Origin of the sequence: Dyadobacter sp. 3J3, assembly GCF_009801115.1 — a bacterium.
In the GTDB taxonomy this organism is placed as follows: domain Bacteria; phylum Bacteroidota; class Bacteroidia; order Cytophagales; family Spirosomataceae; genus Dyadobacter.
In genome coordinates, this window is record NZ_VTOL01000006.1 from 200,801 (window position 1) to 219,189 (window position 18,389).

Genomic DNA, 18,389 nt, shown 5'->3' on the forward strand with positions numbered 1-18,389 from the left:
TCGATTAGGCTATCGAAGTATTTTACAAAGTCATCCTGCTTTATTGATAGAATGTAATTTATTAAACCGGCGTAAGCTGCCTGAAAACCTATCTTAGATGAATCATTTTAATATCAATCGCCGGCAATTTCTCTACGGAGCTACGGCCTCGCTTGCACTTAGTACTTTTGGTGCGCGTGGAATGGATTTAATTAATCCGGCAAAACCTTTTCGCGTGGGACTGATCGGGACAGGATGGTATGGCAAAAGTGATTTATTCCGGCTTATGCAGGTAGCTCCTGTGGAAGTGATTGCACTTTGTGATGTTGATAAAAATCAGCTTTCAGAGGCAGCCAAGCTGGTTACACAACGACAGAAATCTGGTAAAACTCCGAGGCTGTACGGTAATTATCAAAAAATGTTAGCTGAGAATCAGCTTGATATTGTGCTTATAGGCACACCGGATCACTGGCATTCCCTTCAAATGATTGATGCCGTGAAAGCCGGTGCAAATGTTTATGTGCAAAAACCGATTAGTGTTGATGTGATGGAAGGAGAGGCCATGGTGGCGGCTGCGCGAAAGTATAATAAGGTTGTGCAGGTAGGCACGCAGCGGAAAAGCACCCCACATTTAATTGAAGCGAAGAAGAAAATTGTTGACGCAGGTTTGCTCGGGAAAATTTCCCATGTGGAAATGTGCTGTTATTATCATATGAAAGCCAATGGAAATCCTCCGGTCCAGGCCGTTCCGGATTTTCTGGATTATGAAATGTGGACCGGCCCGGCTCCGCTGCGTCCTTATGATGGTTCCCCGCACGTGCGTTGGTGGCGGACTTTTATGGAATATGGAAATGGAATTATGGGAGATATGTGTATCCACATGTTTGATACCGTCCGTTGGATGTTGAAACTCGGCTGGCCAAATAAAATCAGTTCAACCGGCGGAATTTATGTTCAGAAGGAGGGGAAATCCAATATTGCGGATACGCAATCTGCTATTTTTGAGTATGATGAACTGAATTGCGTCTGGCAGCACAGGTCCTGGGGAACGCCGGCAGATCCTGAGTATCCGTGGTCTTTCACACTTTTTGGAGAAAAGGGGACATTGAGAGCCAGTACAATGTCTTATGATTTTACCCCTGAAGGAAAGGGTGAAAAAATCCATGGAGATTGTGTGTTTGAAAAGGAAAAGTATCCGGAGGATCTTAAAGAAGATAAAATCGAATTAAATGCAGCTCCGGCAACCCGTTTGCATATGCTCGATTTTATAAGCTCAATAGATAATAGCAGCCGGCCGGTTGCCGATATCCAGGAAGGTCATATTTCTACGGCGAGCTGTATCATGGCTAATCTGTCGATGAAAACCGGGCGGCCAATTGTTTACGATCCAAAGAAACGGGAAATTGTCGGAGATAGGGAAGCGAATGCATTATTGACGCGTCCTTACCGCGATCCTTATAAACATCCGCATCACGACAGGGTTTAGGAGAAAAATTAAATCGATTGCAGTTGCGCTACGCAGAAGATCTTTGCGAAGCGCAACTTTTTTAATGGATTTATCTATTTCATCTATCCTAAAAAAATCGCTTCAATAACCAATATTTAAAATTCTTTTTTTTAAAATTTAAACCATACTGCATTTTTATGTGATTCCCAAAATTTGTTGCCGGGAATAACTCCCATCCGGGAGTAATGAAGTATTTTTATCTTTGGAAGATTTTAAAACTCGTTGATGCAGACAAAAAACTACGACATCATTATTTGTGGAGGAGGCATGGCCGGGCTCAGCCTTGTTTATCGCGCTTTGAAAGAGAAAGTCTGGGTTTCGGAAAGAATCCTGATTATTGATAAAGACGGTAAAGACAAAAATGACCGGACCTGGTGTTTCTGGCAACAAGAGGGAATCCAAAACGAGTTTGAAGATGTCGTTTATAAACGGTGGAAAGACCTTTTATTTTTCTCCAATAAAGAAGAAAAATTAAAACTTGATACGGGTTCTTATGTTTATAAAATGATCAGAAGTATTGATTTCTATAAGCACGTTCTCAATTATATCCGTCAATCTGATCAGGTTGATTTTATTTGCCAGGATATTATTTCAATCGGAAATCTTGGAAATAATGCGGTTGTTAAAACCACTGAATCAGTATTTGAATCAAGATATATTTTCAACTCCATTTATAAAAAACCGCAGTTAAATCCGGAGAACCAGTATTTTATTCAGCATTTCAAAGGGATAACGATCCGTACAACTCAGTTCAAAACAGATCCTTCCGAAATGTTCTTTATGGATTTCAGGACTACACAGGAAAATGGTACTACGTTTTTTTATACGCTTCCTTTAAGCCAAAATGAAATATTTGTTGAATACACCTTGTTTTCAAAATCATTACTGAAACCTGAGGAGTATAATGCCAAAATCAAAATTTATCTTTCTGAAATATTGCAAATAGATGATTTTGAAATTATCGAAGAAGAATTCGGCGCGATTCCGATGACAGATTTTTCGTTTGAAAGAAGATCCGGAAATGTAATGAATATTGGAAGTGCCGGCGGAGATACACGGGCATCCACGGGTTATACTTTTTTAAATACACAAAAAACAATCTCGAAAATTCTGAATTCATATAAAAAAAACAATCATCCGTTTTTTGAAAAAGAAAATATAAACAACAAACATAAAGTCCTGGATGCTACTATCCTGAATGTTTTAAACAATGGGATTTATAAAGGGGACGAAATTTTTACAGACCTGTTCAACCACGTCAAAGCGAAAACTATTTTCGCCTTTCTGGATGGAGAAAGTACACTTCCGGATGATTTGAAAATAATGTCGAGCCTTAAAGCAAAGTATTTTATTGGTCCTTTTTTGAAAGTGATTACCAAATGAGTTGTTTTGACAACAATCATTTTTAAAACTGTTTTATATCATTTCGTGGTAATGTTGTAAAATAAGATTATTCTAAGATTTTCGGAACTTACACCACTTTCAGATGGTTTATTGGATGTAAGTTCTGTTAAAAGTGCATGAGTCGTAAACAATATTCTTTCATGATCCTTATTCTGGGGTCATTAGCAACCATCAGTCCTTTTTCAATTGATATGTATCTGCCTGGCTTTCCTAGAATTGCCAGTGATTTGAACACAACGATTGATAAAGTGCAACTATCTCTTACCGGTTACCTGATCGGAATTTGTATCGGGCAAGTACTTTATGGGCCTTTGCTTGACAGGTTTGGCAGAAAAACTCCGTTGTACGTAGGTTTGATAATTTACATAATGGCTTCTATTGGCTGTGCGCTTACATCTTCCGTCGAGGCGTTGGTTGTTATGCGTTTTTTTCAGGCTATCGGCGGTTGCGTTGGGCTGGTTTCTTCACAGGCACTGGTTAGCGATCTGTTTACAAAAGATAAAAGAGCCGAAGTTTTTTCGATGATTACGCTGGTAATAGCCATATCTCCAATGATTGCTCCAACGATTGGCGGTTATGTTACAGCTGTTTTTGGGTGGAACTGGGTTTTTATTATATTAGCCTTTATTGCACTGTTGATTATCGGTGCAATTTATTTCTTTCTGCCAACCGGGAAAATGCCTGACAGCACCGTTTCGTTAAAACCACAGGCGGTTATGAACAGCTTTTTTACCGTCATCAGACAGCCTCAGTTTTTGATTTATACCATGGCGGGCGGACTTGCTACTGCTGCGCCTTTTGCCTATATCGCTGGTTCCTCGGATGTTTTTATGAATATCTACAAAGTTTCGGAACAGCAATACGGATGGATTTTCGCTTTCCTTGCCGTTGCAATGATCGGTTCCACGCAGCTGAATCATTTCCTTTTGAAAAAATACAATAGCGAGCAAATCATCAAAACTACTTTGTTATATCAAAGTGTTGTAGGCACGCTGCTTGTTTTGGGTGTTTATAATAATTGGTATAATTTGTATACGCTGATTGGTATGATGTTTATTTTCCTCACCGGACAAGGACTGACAGGCCCCAATACTGCTGCGCTTTCTTTGGCTCCGTTTAGAAAACACACAGGCAGCGCTTCGGCTTTGATGGGTAGCTGGCGGATGGGTGCAGGTGCTATAATTTCTATTATTGTCAGTGTTATGCATAATAATACTGCAATTCCAATGGTGGGAATGATGGCCGCCTGTTCTTTGGTCAGCCTTGTTATTTTATTTGTGGGGAACGCAACTGTAAATAATTCTGTACGTAGTAAAGATGTGGAAAATGATGTTTCCATTCTTCTTTAATTCTTTATCAACCTAACGACTAAACATAACCTATGAAAGTTTTAAAATTTTACTTTGCAGCGTCTTTTTTACTGATTGCAACCATGTCTTTAGCACAACTTCAACCTGTCAATTATTCAGACGGAGCGCAGAAACTAAGCGGATTTATTGTAAAACCTAAAACAACGTCAAAAAAGAAGGCGGGTATATTGGTTTTACCGGCCTGGATGGGAATTGATGCGCATGCAAAAACGAGTGCTGAGGAACTATCTGCCATGGGTTATTATGCTTTTGTAGCTGATATTTACGGTGTTGACAAAAGGCCGACGGATATGAAAAGTGCGGGTCAACTTGCCGGGTACTATAAAAACAACATTGCTGAATATCAAAAGCGTATTAAACTTGCCTTGGATCAATTGATCAAAGCCGGAGCAGATCCTGCCAATATTGCTGTGATCGGTTATTGTTTTGGGGGAACGGGTGCAGTTGAAGCTGCCAGAGAAAATTTCCCTGTAAAAGGAATCGTTTCTTTTCATGGCGGTTTGTCAAAAGATTCAACCCGTGCCATTTCAGCTATTAAACCTAAATTACTGATTCTGCATGGTGCGGATGATAATTTTGTTCCAGCCAAAGAAGTTGCAGCTTTTCAGAATGAAATGAGAAAAGCGAATGCGGACTGGGAAATGAATTATTATGCAAATTCGGTACACAGCTTCACAGATCCTGATGCAGGAACAGATAATTCAAAAGGAGCTGCCTACAACGAAAAAGCAGCAAAACGCTCATGGAAAGCGATGCAGGTATTTTTTGACGAGATATTTTGATCAATGATTGAATGATAGATTGAGAGAATGATTGCGTGTTGGTTTCTCACTTTATTAAAAGAAGGGCTTCTTTGGAGCCCTTCTTTTATTTCGATCTGAAATTAGAATGTTATTAATTCTTGTTTAAACGGTCTTTTAGGAGAAATAAAATTAGATTTTTCCGACTCTTTTCCTAATCTTGGGCAGGAAATTTTCGGCTGGTACCGGAATTTCTTTTTAACCCATAATCTTAAATTTTTGCACATGAATAAAAGCCTGTTTCTGACATTTGTGTTAAGCCTGATTTTGTCTGCCTGCCAGCAAAAAGCTTCCGAAGATTTATTGCCACCGATTGGCGAATTGTTTGACAATTATTACGAAGAAAGATTACCACTTTATCCATTTGAGGCAACACAAATAGGAGATAAGCGATACAATGATCTTTTTCCTAACGACTTAACAAAAGAAGTCAGGCAGCAACAGGTTGATTTTTACCAAAAATATAAAAAGGAACTTGCTAAATACAATCGTCCTGAACTTACCGAAGAAGAAAAAACAAGCTGGGATTTGCTGAACTGGGAATGTAATATCAATCTGGAATTATTGGCTTTTCCCACCAACCTTATGCCAATTAATCAGTTTTCATCAACACATTTGGCCATTGCTACAATGGCAGGTGGAAGTAGTATTCAACCTTTTAAAACCACAGACGATTATGATGACTGGTTGAAAAGAGTTGACGGTTTTGTTGCATGGAGCGATACCGCGATTGTCAATATGAAAGAAGGGATCAAAAAGGGTTATGTTTTGCCTGTTCCATTGATCCAAAAAGTAATTCCGCAGCTGGCTGGGCTTGATCATGGTCCTACCGTGCAGCATTTGTTTTATACCCCGGTTACCAAATTCCCTGAATCTTTTTCTGCCGACGACAAAGCCAGACTGACCAAAAGGTACAAGAAAATGGTAGAGGAAAAAGTGATTCCGGCTTTTAGCCGTTTACATGTTTTTTTTGTTAACGAATATTTGCCGGCCGGTCGCAAAACAAGCGGATATGCGGATCTTCCAAATGGAAAAGCATTGTATGATACGTATATCAAATATTATACAACAACATCGATGACATCGGACGAAATTCATAAACTTGGTTTGAGTGAAGTGGAACGGATTTCCAAAGAAATGTTGAAAGTCAAAGATCAGGTCGGATTTAAAGGGAATCTAAAGGCATTTTTCAATGATGTCAGATCAAATAAAAAACTGATGCCCTATACGACACCGGAAGAGGTTATCGCTCATTTTAATGCTATTCATGAGACGATGAAACCGAATCTTAAAAAGCTATTTGACCTGACCCCAAAAGCAGCTTTTGAAGTTCGTCGTACCGAAGCGTTCAGAGAAGCATCGGCATCAGCGGAATATAATCCAGGCTCACCGGATGGTTCGAGGCCGGGGATATTCTATGTCCCAATTCCAGATGCAAAAACATACAATACTCTTTCAGACGAAAGTTTATTTTTGCATGAAGCTATTCCGGGTCATCACTACCAGGGCTCTCTGCAGCAGGAAAATAAAGCGCTTCCATCGTTTCGGAAAAACCTTTGGTATAGTGCTTATGGGGAAGGCTGGGCATTGTACAGTGAATCGCTTGGCAAGGAACTTGGGCTATATACGGATCCGTATCAGTATTTTGGTATGCTAAGTGCTGAAATGCACCGTGCCATTCGTTTGGTTGTAGACACGGGTATTCATTCCAAAGGGTGGACGCGTGAACAAGCCATTCAATATTCCATGGATCATGAGGCTGAAACGGAAGAAAGTATTGTGGCAGAAGTGGAAAGATACATGACCGCGGCAGGGCAGGCGTTGTCTTATAAAATAGGGCAATTGAAAATCCGGGAACTGCGTACAAAAGCAGAAAAGTCAGGAACTGATTTTGATATTAAGAAATTCCACAACAAAGTGCTGGAATCTGGTTGTGTCCCTCTAAATATCCTGGAAGATAAAATCAATGTCTGGATAACAGAAGGAATGAAGGAAAGTAAATAAATCGATTGGCGGTATACAATTAAAAGCGCCAAAGTATTACAGTTTGCTGTAGGCTTTGGCGCTTTATTTGTTTTAAGGATATTACAGAGGGAGTAAATTTAATGGCGCAATACAAAAAATCGGTCATAGATATACACGGAAGCAAATCGGTACTTCCTGAAAAAATGACACTAAATTTATAACATGGCCTGGCAAATCAGAAAGAAATTTCTGAAAAAAGAATAAGTGACGAGTTAACTGGCAATAGCGGTATAACCTTTTGAATCAGACAGTACATGCCCGTTACTCATTTTTTTCTTCATTGCTTCCAAACCGATTATAACCAGTTCTTTGTAAAGCTCCTGAAGGGTAATTCTTTGGTCATTTTCTTCGAGTTCAAGTTGAAGCTGTTTTGCTTTCAGATGAACTTTGTCGGGTACGTCAAGATTAACTTTTGCCATCGTAGCGGAGATATTTATATTATTTAGTTAGGTTTTATTACTGGAATACGCAAGAAATGTGCAATCTGACTAGAAAATATTAAATATATTTTTGGGACTAAAATCGAGAGCTGGCCTCGTTTTCCGGCTTCGGTAACCAGAATTTAGTATCCAAAATTCTACTCTAATCTAAATTTACTTTATTAACAGAAATTATTAAACATGTTAATGAAATGATTGAGAAATTCTTTTAAATATTACATAAGTGTTTAGATAAGTTACAGTTATTTATGAGTTTTCTGTAAGCGTTTCCACATTTCTGCACAAGCCCTGGCATTGTGATATGGACATTTCCAAAAATTCACCTTATCACCACGTACCGGAGTTCCGTCTTCCTTCACTGCACCGAACCATTCGCCTCTTTCTTTATCAATAAATTTACTGTCAATATAGGTCCAGCTTCTTTCGGCCTTAATTTTAAAATCGTTGTCTTTTGTCAGTTGGTAAGCATTGTAAAATCCTACCAGTTGTTCAGCTGCAACCCACCAGCTTCTTTCTGTTTTAGTTTCTTTGGTTTCAGGGTTGTATTCATAATTGAGTGCGCCATCCGGACTTAGACCAGTACTAGCTGCCTGAGCCATTTTGATGCAGCGTTCCCTGGTTTTTTTTAATAATTTTTCATCTTTTAACACTTCTGCTGTTTCATAAAGCAACCAGGATGCCTCAATATCGTGGCCATAGGAAATCACTTTGTCTTTTGATTCCCATTTTTCAGTAAAAAACAACTCCATCCGGCTCGTTTCATTGTTGACAATATGATCCAGAATTGCTTCCAGCATTGCTGCTGTTTGTTTTTTCAAATTCTTGTCCGGCCAAACCCGGTAAAGATTTGTATAAGCTTCAACCAGGTGCAAATGCGTATTCATGCTTTTGTTATACGGACTTTTACTCAAAATATAGTCATCCGTTTCCGACCAGTCTCTTGCAAATGCTTCCCGGTAGCCACCATTGACCGGATCAAAAGCATGTTTTTCCAAAACATAAAAAATCTCCTTTGCACGTTCCAGTGCCGGTGGGAAATTGGTGGCACGGTAGTATTCGCTCAGTCCGTACATAGCAAACGCATTGCCGTAAACCTGCTTTTTCATTTCTAACGGCTTTCCGTTAGCCTCCGTCGACCAAAATACGCCTCCTTCTTTGGCATCTATAAAATGAATCGAAAGATCCTGAAAAGCACGATCAGCGAGGGTCAGATATTTCGGATTATTCAAAAGTCGCTTAGCCATTGAATAAGTCCACAAGATCCTGCTTGTGATCACAACCGCTTTCGGTGCATCGGCAATTCCTTCGTTGTCATAATTTACTCTGCCATAAAAACCTCCATTTTTGCGGTCCACTGCATATTTTTCCCAGTAATCCAGGATATTGATTAATTCCTTTTTGAAAGTTTCAGGTGCGAAGTCAGCCATAATAAATCCTGTTTCCGGATAAAAGAATTAAGATTTATAAACTTACTTATTTTTCCTACTTCCTAGCGCCTCCACCAGGGAAGCGCTATTCTGTTAAATTATATATTCTTATTTTATTGGGATAAACTGCTCTTTCACATTCCAGCCATCAATTGATACCAAAGGTAATTCCCCCGATGTCTGCGAATAGTCCATAACCACTATTTTCTTTTCACCGGGTAAAACAGATACGTAATTGTCATCGTAAAATACGGGAAGAACACGTTTTTTTGTTTTCGGATCCACAAGAGCCAACCGATTGAAAAAGGCAACCGGATTTTTGGCGGGATTGGATAAAGTTACTTCAACCTTTCCCTTTTCATACTGTTTTACCTGAATATCAATATCCGCTTTTGGCATTTTATTCAGCCCGCTATACATTCCTTCTGCATCCGGCAGCCAGTACAGGTTGTCGCTCAATATTTCTTTTTTAGTATTTGAAAGACGTAAGGAGAGGAACATGCCTTCTTTTTTTGCCAGCTCACGTATTTCGTTTTTGATCGACATAATCATGCGTGTAGTCGACGGCCCGATTTCTACAAAAACCTGTCCAAGGCTTTTTTCTTTTCCGTTCATATCAACCGCAGTGATATTGAGCATCATGTCATATTGATGTTTGAACGTATTATTGGTGATCATAACCGTGCTATCAGCCTGATTGTACATAACATGTAAAGGTGCACTTCCGTTGTGTAATCCGTACAGACATGCATTGGGGTCCAGGTAGTAATCATACATCTGTCCGCGAAGTGCTGTCCATGGATTTTGTGTTTTCCAGATAATCACACCCGTATACCAATCCCACATATGCGCGCTGAAACCTTCCATTAACGAGCGGTACTGATCATAATTGATTAACTGCGCTTTTTTTCCGAAATCGCGCAGATCTTTTACTTTTCCGTATGGAGTAACATAGCTTTCATAGCCAATATATTTGTGATAATTCCAAACGGAATCTACCGTTTCTTTGCCCGTTTTTTCAGAGTAAACAGGGGCGATCATATTTTCTTTTGGCAAAAATCTTTCCAAAGATTCATAATCGCCAACACCAACCGAACCGATTTCTGAATTGAAAGGCCATGTTTTATATTCAAAGAAGCGTTTCAAAGGCTGAATGCCATAAGGCCCGTCTCCATTTCCACCCAGGGAATTAAACGACATATCATCTGAGTTGGAATAGTCGATAAACCAACGCGTGCCATCCAGTTTTGGAAGAATGGTGTCACGAAGCGGCAGCATAATATCTTCTGGCAAGGTAATTTCGTTGCCACCGCACCAGATTGCCAGTGACGGGTAATTACGGATCATTTTGATCTGATCGGCCGCTGATTCGAGGAACAAACCGTGGTCGTCCGGATAATTCCGGCGTACCCATTGATCATCCTTTTTTATCGGGTCAAGCCAACGGCCATTACAATCCCCGGATCCCCAGAAATCCTGCATGACCAGAATACCGTATTTGTCGCAAGCCTGATAAAATTCCGGACGTTCGGTCAATGCTCCTCCCCATATCCGTAACAAATTCAAATTCATATCTCTGTGAAAACGGACTTCTGCGTCATAACGCGCGTCTGTAAAACGCAGCATAGCATCAGAAATAATCCAGTTGCCACCTTTAATAAATACGCGCTGTCCGTTAACTGAGATTTGTTTGCTCCGTGTGTTCGAATTCCAGTCAGCCTGGATTTCCCTCACACCAACGTTTATATTTTCCTCGTCTGAAACTGCTCCATTAACCAGAAACTGCATTTTTAGATTATACAAATGCTGCGCTCCATAACCAAACGGCCACCAAAGCTTTGGATTTTCAAGTTGAAGGTCTGGTAAAGCTACTTCTGTGATACTATGAGGCTTTATTGTAACTTCTTTGGAAATTTTCTTTCCATCCATTACATATTGCAAAGTGCCTTTCAATGGAGCTGCTGTCGGATTTTCAAGTTCGGCGGTAGCTTTTATTGTTGCCGGTTTTTGAGCTCCTTCCGGTTTTCTCAGTCCGGGAACGAGTGTAATGATACGCGGGTTTTTTATGTTAATCTTTCCTGTTTTTTCAATCAAAACCTTATCCCATATTCCTGTATTACGGTCACGAACAGGCTGAATCCAGTCCCAGCCCGCAACGTACTGATGCGCTACATTCTTCGCAATGGTACCATCGCCGCCCTGTCCTCCATTTGCATTTCCAATGGCATCAGGTGGAAAAACAACAACAGCCAGTCTGTTCGATCCGTTTTTTAAAAGTGAAGAGGTGATGTTGTAAGACTGGCGCAAAAACATTCCGCTGTGTCTTTTGATGTTTAATTTTTTGCCATTCAGATATAGATCAAAACTATAATTAACACCGCGGAAGTGAAGCCAAACCTGTTCACCTGCTTTCGCAGTTTCATTAAAATCTTTTACAAACCAATAGGTATAATATTCCGGGCCGGTTTTAAAAATATCAGGTATTTTTTCATTATTCATCCCAAAAAATGGATCCGGTATCTGTTTGTTTTCAAGCATTGTGGTAAGCACAGTGCCTGGAACAACGGCGGGAAGCCAGTTGTTTAAAGAATAGTCAGGATTGGATATTGCAACGCCGGTTTCTTTAACCTTGGCAATTGGACTACATTTCCAACCAGAATTTAATTCATATTTATTTTGCGCATAGCCATTTATGCATAGAAATTGAATCGATAGAAAGAAAGAGGTAAAAATGAATTTCATTAGAATATTATATTATAAAAATTACTATTACAACAAATATATTCTAACAAAAATACATAAAAAAGAAATATTATTAGTTTAATTAAAATATTGAATAAGAATCATTGTTTTATTAAATTAATTTACAAAATAATGGAAAAGCTAGCAGCCTATTTTTTCAGAAATTCCGGTTTTGTCAATGAATATTCAAAAAAATATCCCGGCTTTTGGCCGGGATAATAATTTCTGTACGAGCGAGAGTAACGATTTTTTAGTCTCCCTGATTTTCTTCAAGGTCGTTGTGGTTATCGCCACCCAGACTATAATAGTTATTCTCTTCGTCTTCGTTACCATCTATTTCTTCATCATCGTCCAGTTCTGAGCCTGGTACATCCAAATCGTCGCCAACCAGATCTTCTTCAAAGCTTTTCTCATTCCACTCGTCCGTTTCCAGTCCCAGTTCTTCCTTAATCTTGGTTATATCTTCAGGATCAATGTCATCTTCAATCAGTCCACGACTATATACATCATCAGACGCAGGATAAAGAGGATATCCTGGCAAATCATCATCCTCATCATCAAGTGGGAAATCGTCGTCAATTATCATATCAATTGTTTTTAAGGTTAGCTGAAGTTTTAATAAATGTTTCGGTCAAAACTAATACTGACATAGTGTAAACTGATTTTAAAAAAAATCATTCCAAAAAAAACTAAAATTACTAAAAATTTTAAATTTGGTACTGAATGTCTGAGTATTAAAACACCATTTTACTGCTTTATTATTTTGATACAGCCTGATTGGCTCAAACATTTTTATAAAGTTAAACTATTATCTACCTTTTGGTTAATCGCATGCAAAGAAGATTTTTAAAAACTGCCGTACTGTTTGCTGGTTTTGCAGGAATTGGAGCACTACAGGCTTACAAAGGCATTCCTGAACCTTTTAATATAAATCAAGAAAAAAAGAGTAATGAAGTAGCCAAAGATATTAAACTTCCTGCTGGTTTTTCGGCAACAATTCTGGCCTCGGACCTAGGGGCGACACGGCATATAGCAGTTGGTAAAAATGGGGATATCTATGTAAAACTGTCAAAGCTGAAAGACGGAAAGGGTATTTATATTTTACGTGATACCAATAAGGATGGCGTTATCGATGAAAAGAAAATGTTTGGAAATTACCCCGGAACAGGAATTCGGATACAAGGAGGATATTTGTATTCTTCGTCCAATTCAGGTGTTTATCGATATAAACTCAATGAAAAAGAGGAAATCATAGATACAGATAATCCTGAGAAATTGCTGGATGGCCTGGTTGATAAAGGTCGTGATAATGCAAAACCTATTGCACTGGATAAAAATGGCAATATCTATGTTACCGTTGGTTCATACAGCGACGACTGCCGTGTGAAAGGAACTGGAAAGGGGATGTCACCTTGTACCGTGCTTGATTCGGCGGGTGGAATCTGGAAATTTAAAGCTGATCAGTTGAACCAGACTTTTTCAGATGGTAAAAGGTATACAACCGGTTTGAAAAATGCAGTGGGTATTGATTGGGACTTCAAAACGAATAGTCTTTTTGCTACACAGCATGGAAGAGGAAAGTTTGATGATTTTTATCCTCAATATTATACTCCGCAGCAAAGTGCGGAATTGCCGGCTGAGACTTTGTTTCAATTAAGTGAAGGTGCAGATGCAGGCTGGCCTTACGTATACTTTGATCATATCCAGAATAAGAAAATCCTTTCACCTGAATATGGTGGTGATGGAAAGAAAACAGGAGGAGAAAAAGCATTGACACCCGTAGCGGCTTTTCCTGCTCATTTGGGTCCTAATGCACTGATGTTCTACACAGGAAATATGTTTCCGGCAAGATATAAAAACGGTGCATTCATTGCTTTTCACAATCAATCGGTGCCTTTACATAAAGGATATATGGTAGCTTTCGTGCCTTTTGTTAACGGAAAAGCGGGTAAATGGGAAATTTTTGCTGACAATTTTGCGGGTGTAGATCTTGCAGCGCCAACAGGACCAATTCAGCACAGACCTTGCGGACTTGCGCAAGGGCCGGACGGAGCCCTATATGTCACGGATGATTTAAATGGCACAATCTTTAAGATTGACTATAAGAAAAAATGACTTTTCATTAATAAAGGTATATCATGAGCAGTTTTTCTGCTTGTGATATACCTCTATTTTTTCAATTATTAAAAAAATCAATTTGATTTTACCAGCGTGATAAGATTGATTCCCTTCAATTTTTTATTGTTTTACGATTTTAGTCGATGCTACATTTCCCATATTATTTGTAACTCTCACAATATACATTCCCGCTGGCAGGTTTTTAACATTCAGATTGGAAGATAGGTCCGAAGCCACCTTGCTTATGTCATACACATTTACACCAAGAATGTTACTGATCTGAATGCGCTGGACCAAACTGATGTCATCAACGCTCAGTGTTAGATAATCAACTGCCGGATTTGGATATAAAACAGTTTTCAACGGTATTTTAAATTCTGTGCTCTGGATGCGGCTATATGCAAAAGTCTCGTCTTTGTCAATCATTTTCAATCGATACAAATTTGTGCCATTTTCCGGCTTTGTATCTGTATATTGATAAGATACAAGTGCTGCACTTTCTCCTTTTGCGACTACCGTAGCAAGTTGGTTCCAAAGTTTTCCATTGTTGCTGCGCTGAATTTCGAATCGGTCGCTGTTGGTTTCTGCGGTTGTGGTCCAGTTAAGCACGCTAGTTTGAGTTTCTGCTTTTTTAGCTGTGAAACTTGTTAACGTTACGGGTAGCGGAGTTTCTGCTGCATAAATAGTATTTCCTTGCAGATTAATTGCTCCGGCACCTGACAAAAGCCGACCCTGAACGATTGATCCTAATGACAAACTAATTACTCCACTGGTAATTGCAGTACCTCTGAAAAATGAAGTGGTCGGAGATGTGTTTTGGTTAAGATTAAAAGCACCATTAATAATAAAATAAACATTATTCCAGGATGCCGAGCCAGTAAGTATAATATTGGCATCAGTCGCTGTAAGTTCACCGCCAATATTAAAAACAAAGATTGAACTAGCATCACCCCCGCCATTAAGTGTAAGATCGCCGGTTAATACCCCAGAAGTTCCCAAGCAATAATTACCAGGACTTAAAGTTGCTCCGTTTCCGAAGGTAGTACTCAGTGTTTGACAAGTACCTCCACTTGCACTAAATGACGCAAGTACATTAGTAATCTCTGTTTCTGCATTTATAGAAGTTTGATCGCCAAAGTGGGACTGCCCTGAATAAGATATAGAAGACCCTGTAGTAGTTCCTGTATGTGTACCCACAGCTCCCTTTACTGTGGTTGTTCCACCATTGGTTATAGTACCACTTCCGGTAAATACCCCAAATTCAGATGCAACAGGAATTGCAGGTGCCTGTGCGGAAGTTTCTCCGTATAGAAAAAGCGATGTAGCTACCGCCAATACTAATTTGTAATGCTTTGTCATATTAGTTCTAATTTGTTGAGTGAATTAATTTTACTTAACAAATTTCGAACCTTTATAAAGGCAATCGATTATATAATATTAACTAATCGTTATATAATTCACACATTTTCAAGAGTGGTCCTTTTCTTGTTTTTTAGGTGTTTGTAGAAGGTTGGCGTTAAGCCAGTCACTTTTTTAAATTGAAATGAAAGATGCGCAACGCTACTATAATTAAGTTTATAGGAAATTTCAGTCAGGTTCAATTCATCGTAAAGAAGATACTCCTTTACGCGTTCGATTTTATGTGCGATGATAAATTGTTCGATTGTGGTTCCGGTGGATTCTGAGAATAGATTGGCCAGGTAGGTGTAATCATGATTGAGCTTTTCACTGATATAATCAGAGTTTTTAACTTTGGCAAGTTCACCAGAGTAGTGCACCATTTCCACGATCACATTTTTTATTCTTTCAATAAGTACTGCTTTTTTATCTTCCATCAGCTCAAGACCTGCTTTTAGCAGCTCAATCCTTAGCCGGTTAAGTTGAGGAAAAGTTAAATTTTCTTTAATTTCTACCTCTCCCAAATCAACGGTTCCGTAATGAAGTCCCAGTTTATTTAATTTTTGCTGGACAATCATTTTACAGCGAAAGCTGACCATATATTTAATGTAAAGTTTCAATTCATCCGTTGCTAATGGTGGAAAGATTTTTTTAGCCTATTGCACAATTTTAGGAAATCTAGGGCAGGTATCATGCCAAGGAAAACCGGAATTTTTTAAATATAAAAATTTAATAGTATTTAACTAGAAAATAATCATTTCCTGGCGTAAATTTTCCTTTTTTATATAATAAATATTTTTAAAGTACAATTTATTTCTAATTACCGTTTAAATAGAAAAATCCCCGCTAGTCATTTGAAGACTAACAGGGATATGGTATTAAAAAGAGATTGTGTTTAATTTTAGTTATATTTTATTTTATTGAAGTGTAGCAAATGCCCGCACTGGGAATGTTCCTGCACCTTTAAACTTGGGTGGAACGGCGCTAAACTGGTAATTTTCTTTTGGAAGTTTGTCCAGATTACACAAATGTTCAACGATCAGAATTTCTGATCCCAGTAATGTCGTATGTACCGGACGGCTTTTTCCTCTTGTATCATCAATATTATGGCTGTCGATGCCTACAAGTTTTACTTTACAATCACGTAAATATTCCGCGGCATCCAGACTCAGGAATGGATGGTTTTCGAAATATTGATCCGTATTCCAGTTTTTTGACCAGTCGGTTCTAACCATAACCGCCTTATTTCTCAAATCCAGGTTTTTGAAATATTCCGCACCAATAGATAGGACATCAGGCACGAAAACCGTTACAGCATCCAGATTTGCGAACGCATCAAGCTCAACTTCCGAAAGATCTTTTCCGTGTTCAAAACGGTGGAAAGGACAATCTATATAGGTACCGGTGTTGGTTACCATTTCAATTTTCCCGATCTGGAATTCAGTTCCTTCTTCATAATTGGCTTTTGATTTTTCACGGCTCAGATAATCACAAATAATAGGAGCGGGCAGGCCTTTGTAAGTAATCAGTCCGTCAAAAATGACGTGGCTAAGATCAATAAACCTTGGATCTGAAAATGGGGGTGACGCTATACGTTTATGGTTTTCTTCAATATATTTTTTGTTTAGAATACTAACTTTCCCAACCATAAGCAAGTTTAAATCATTGACAATAAAATCAGCCAGTTCTTCATCGGAAATGCTATCTGACTGAATATCAAGCCTGAAATCCTGCCCCTGGATGCCACCGCCATTTGTAAATTCTATTTCAAAATCAAATACCACTCTTTTGTCCATAAGTTGAAAATTCCGGTTCTGTGACCTGTGTGGTTAAATTATTTCAATGTGGTAATATATTTTCAATCTTTGAAAATAACGCCGTTTTTCATCACCAGTTTCACGCTGCGGATTACGCTGATATTGACTTCCGGTTTTCCTTCAACAACGACTAAATCAGCTAAGAATCCCGGTTTAATTTGTCCAAGATTATCCTGATGAAAAACCTTTGCATTCACAGATGTTGCGGAACGCAGCACATCAATCGGCTTCATTCCATATTCTGCCATCATTTCCAACTCACGTGCATTGTCGCCATGTGAGAAAACGCCAACATCACCGCCAGTACAAATTGTGACTCTGGCGTCCATTGCACTTTTAAAGGTTATCCTTTTATTTTTGATTTTTTCGGGTTCCGGATCAGTACCTTTTTTCCAGCCCCGGTATTGGCTGGTGGCATCTCCGGCAGCAATTGTAGGACATAAGGCAACACCATGCTCACGCATCATTTTGAAGATTTCGGTTGTCCCGCCGTCGCCATGTTCAATCGTTTCAACACCACCCAAAATTGCCCTTTTCATTCCTTCTTCGCTGCTTGCGTGGGCTACAACAGGTCTGCCGCTGCTTTTTGCAGTTTCAACAATCAGTTTGATTTCGTCGACGGAAAATGTAGGTCTTGTCTCTCCATTTACTCCCCAGCGGTAATCCGCATAGATTTTGATGACGTCCGCACCTTTTCCTATCTGGCTTCTGACCGCTTTGATAAGATCCTGTCCATCTGCTTCCTCTGCTCCCTGGGGAATGTTAATATCTGCGCTAAAACCTTTTGGCCCGTAACTTCCCGAGGCGATCAACGCTTTGGTGGCAATGATCATGCGCGGGCCTGGAATTATTCCCTGATTAATGGCCTGTTTTAGTCCAAAATCATCATATTCTGCGCCTTCTGTTCCCAGATCACGAACGGTTGTGAATCCGGCCATTAAGGTTTTTTTTGCATGTGATGTTGCGCGTGCGGTTCTGTAAGATCGGGATTCTTTTAGAACCTGATCATCCCAAGGTGTTTCATTATAGGGATGTAAAAAAAGATGAGAATGTCCTTCGATAAATCCGGGAAGCAATGTGCATCCTTTTAAGTCTATAACCTCAGTATTTTGAGAATCAAAGGTTAGCTCAGCTGCCGGTCCAACGGAAGAGATTTTTTCGTTTTTAATCAGAACTGCCCAGTTTTCATGTATTTCTTGTCCGTCAAAAATCCTATCGGGACGAAGTAAATAAGTTTTTTGAGCGAAAAGATTGTTCGCCAGAAATGATAAGAAAAATATAGAAAGAAGGAAGTTGGATCTCATAAAACAAAAATAGCGAAACCAACTTTAAATAGACTGTTTCTCTGTGAAGTTTTGGTTA

At 39.1% G+C, this 18,389-nt stretch carries 14 protein-coding genes; 6 read left to right on the forward strand and 8 right to left on the reverse strand.

Annotated features, from left to right (window positions below; translation table 11 throughout):
• Positions 1-97 precede the first annotated feature (97 nt).
• From FZF08_RS14850 to FZF08_RS14870, 5 genes are all read left to right on the forward strand, one after another.
• On the forward strand, positions 98-1,465 hold the full coding sequence (locus FZF08_RS14850; protein WP_159470060.1) for a Gfo/Idh/MocA family protein: 1,368 nt from the start codon (positions 98-100) through the stop codon (positions 1,463-1,465).
• A gap of 246 nt (positions 1,466-1,711) precedes the next feature.
• Positions 1,712-2,869 carry a lycopene cyclase family protein gene (locus FZF08_RS14855; protein ID WP_159470062.1) on the forward strand — a complete coding sequence of 386 codons (1,158 nt, stop codon included), beginning with the start codon at positions 1,712-1,714 and terminating at the stop codon, positions 2,867-2,869.
• 137 nt (positions 2,870-3,006) lie between these two features.
• Complete coding sequence (locus FZF08_RS14860; RefSeq protein WP_159470064.1) at positions 3,007-4,239, forward strand: multidrug effflux MFS transporter; 1,233 nt, start codon at positions 3,007-3,009, stop codon at positions 4,237-4,239.
• 32 nt (positions 4,240-4,271) lie between these two features.
• Positions 4,272-5,042 (forward strand): dienelactone hydrolase family protein, encoded by a 771-nt coding sequence (locus tag FZF08_RS14865; protein WP_159470066.1) that lies wholly within the window; start codon positions 4,272-4,274, stop codon positions 5,040-5,042.
• 243 nt (positions 5,043-5,285) lie between these two features.
• On the forward strand, positions 5,286-7,064 hold the full coding sequence (locus FZF08_RS14870) for a DUF885 family protein (RefSeq protein ID WP_159470068.1): 1,779 nt from the start codon (positions 5,286-5,288) through the stop codon (positions 7,062-7,064).
• Between the two features lie 233 nt (positions 7,065-7,297).
• Here the strand turns inward: FZF08_RS14870 and FZF08_RS14875 are convergent, their stop codons facing one another.
• The 4 genes from FZF08_RS14875 to FZF08_RS14890 all read right to left on the reverse strand — a co-directional run bounded on the left by FZF08_RS14875 (position 7,298) and on the right by FZF08_RS14890 (position 12,280).
• Positions 7,298-7,504, reverse strand: a complete 207-nt coding sequence (locus FZF08_RS14875; RefSeq protein WP_159470070.1) for a hypothetical protein — start codon at positions 7,502-7,504, stop codon at positions 7,298-7,300.
• A 263-nt stretch (positions 7,505-7,767) separates the two neighbouring features.
• Positions 7,768-8,952, reverse strand: coding sequence for an AGE family epimerase/isomerase (locus FZF08_RS14880; protein WP_159470072.1), 1,185 nt, complete (start codon positions 8,950-8,952; stop codon positions 7,768-7,770).
• 108 nt (positions 8,953-9,060) lie between these two features.
• Complete coding sequence (locus FZF08_RS14885) at positions 9,061-11,694, reverse strand: glycosyl hydrolase 2 galactose-binding domain-containing protein (protein ID WP_159470074.1); 2,634 nt, start codon at positions 11,692-11,694, stop codon at positions 9,061-9,063.
• A 250-nt stretch (positions 11,695-11,944) separates the two neighbouring features.
• Positions 11,945-12,280, reverse strand: coding sequence for a hypothetical protein (locus FZF08_RS14890; protein ID WP_159470076.1), 336 nt, complete (start codon positions 12,278-12,280; stop codon positions 11,945-11,947).
• 245 nt (positions 12,281-12,525) lie between these two features.
• On the opposite strand from FZF08_RS14890, the gene FZF08_RS14895 reads away from it, so the two are divergent.
• Complete coding sequence (locus FZF08_RS14895; protein ID WP_159470078.1) at positions 12,526-13,809, forward strand: sorbosone dehydrogenase family protein; 1,284 nt, start codon at positions 12,526-12,528, stop codon at positions 13,807-13,809.
• 123 nt (positions 13,810-13,932) lie between these two features.
• Here FZF08_RS14895 and FZF08_RS14900 read toward each other — a convergent pair whose 3' ends face one another.
• The 4 genes from FZF08_RS14900 to FZF08_RS14915 form a co-directional block, all read right to left on the reverse strand.
• A complete protein-coding gene (locus FZF08_RS14900) occupies positions 13,933-15,171 on the reverse strand; it encodes an ice-binding family protein (RefSeq protein WP_159470080.1) in 1,239 nt (412 codons plus the stop codon).
• A 98-nt stretch (positions 15,172-15,269) separates the two neighbouring features.
• Positions 15,270-15,788: an AraC family transcriptional regulator gene (locus tag FZF08_RS14905; RefSeq protein ID WP_229216542.1), complete on the reverse strand. Its 519-nt coding sequence runs from the start codon at positions 15,786-15,788 to the stop codon at positions 15,270-15,272.
• Between the two features lie 339 nt (positions 15,789-16,127).
• On the reverse strand, positions 16,128-17,006 hold the full coding sequence (locus FZF08_RS14910) for a cyclase family protein (RefSeq protein WP_159470083.1): 879 nt from the start codon (positions 17,004-17,006) through the stop codon (positions 16,128-16,130).
• A gap of 62 nt (positions 17,007-17,068) precedes the next feature.
• Complete coding sequence (locus FZF08_RS14915) at positions 17,069-18,331, reverse strand: amidohydrolase family protein (RefSeq protein WP_159470085.1); 1,263 nt, start codon at positions 18,329-18,331, stop codon at positions 17,069-17,071.
• Positions 18,332-18,389: the final 58 nt, after the last annotated feature.

Coding starts and splice junctions, on each gene's coding strand:
- FZF08_RS14905 (WP_229216542.1), bottom strand. CDS start 15,788: ATGATTGTCCAGCAAAAATTAAATAAACTGGGACTTCATTACGGAACC.
- FZF08_RS14885 (WP_159470074.1), bottom strand. CDS start 11,694: ATGAAATTCATTTTTACCTCTTTCTTTCTATCGATTCAATTTCTATGC.
- FZF08_RS14880 (WP_159470072.1), bottom strand. CDS start 8,952: ATGGCTGACTTCGCACCTGAAACTTTCAAAAAGGAATTAATCAATATC.
- FZF08_RS14890 (WP_159470076.1), bottom strand. CDS start 12,280: ATGATAATTGACGACGATTTCCCACTTGATGATGAGGATGATGATTTG.
- FZF08_RS14910 (WP_159470083.1), bottom strand. CDS start 17,006: ATGGACAAAAGAGTGGTATTTGATTTTGAAATAGAATTTACAAATGGC.
- FZF08_RS14875 (WP_159470070.1), bottom strand. CDS start 7,504: ATGGCAAAAGTTAATCTTGACGTACCCGACAAAGTTCATCTGAAAGCA.
- FZF08_RS14865 (WP_159470066.1), top strand. CDS start 4,272: ATGAAAGTTTTAAAATTTTACTTTGCAGCGTCTTTTTTACTGATTGCA.
- FZF08_RS14855 (WP_159470062.1), top strand. CDS start 1,712: ATGCAGACAAAAAACTACGACATCATTATTTGTGGAGGAGGCATGGCC.
- FZF08_RS14915 (WP_159470085.1), bottom strand. CDS start 18,331: ATGAGATCCAACTTCCTTCTTTCTATATTTTTCTTATCATTTCTGGCG.
- FZF08_RS14850 (WP_159470060.1), top strand. CDS start 98: ATGAATCATTTTAATATCAATCGCCGGCAATTTCTCTACGGAGCTACG.
- FZF08_RS14870 (WP_159470068.1), top strand. CDS start 5,286: ATGAATAAAAGCCTGTTTCTGACATTTGTGTTAAGCCTGATTTTGTCT.
- FZF08_RS14860 (WP_159470064.1), top strand. CDS start 3,007: ATGAGTCGTAAACAATATTCTTTCATGATCCTTATTCTGGGGTCATTA.
- FZF08_RS14895 (WP_159470078.1), top strand. CDS start 12,526: ATGCAAAGAAGATTTTTAAAAACTGCCGTACTGTTTGCTGGTTTTGCA.
- FZF08_RS14900 (WP_159470080.1), bottom strand. CDS start 15,171: ATGACAAAGCATTACAAATTAGTATTGGCGGTAGCTACATCGCTTTTT.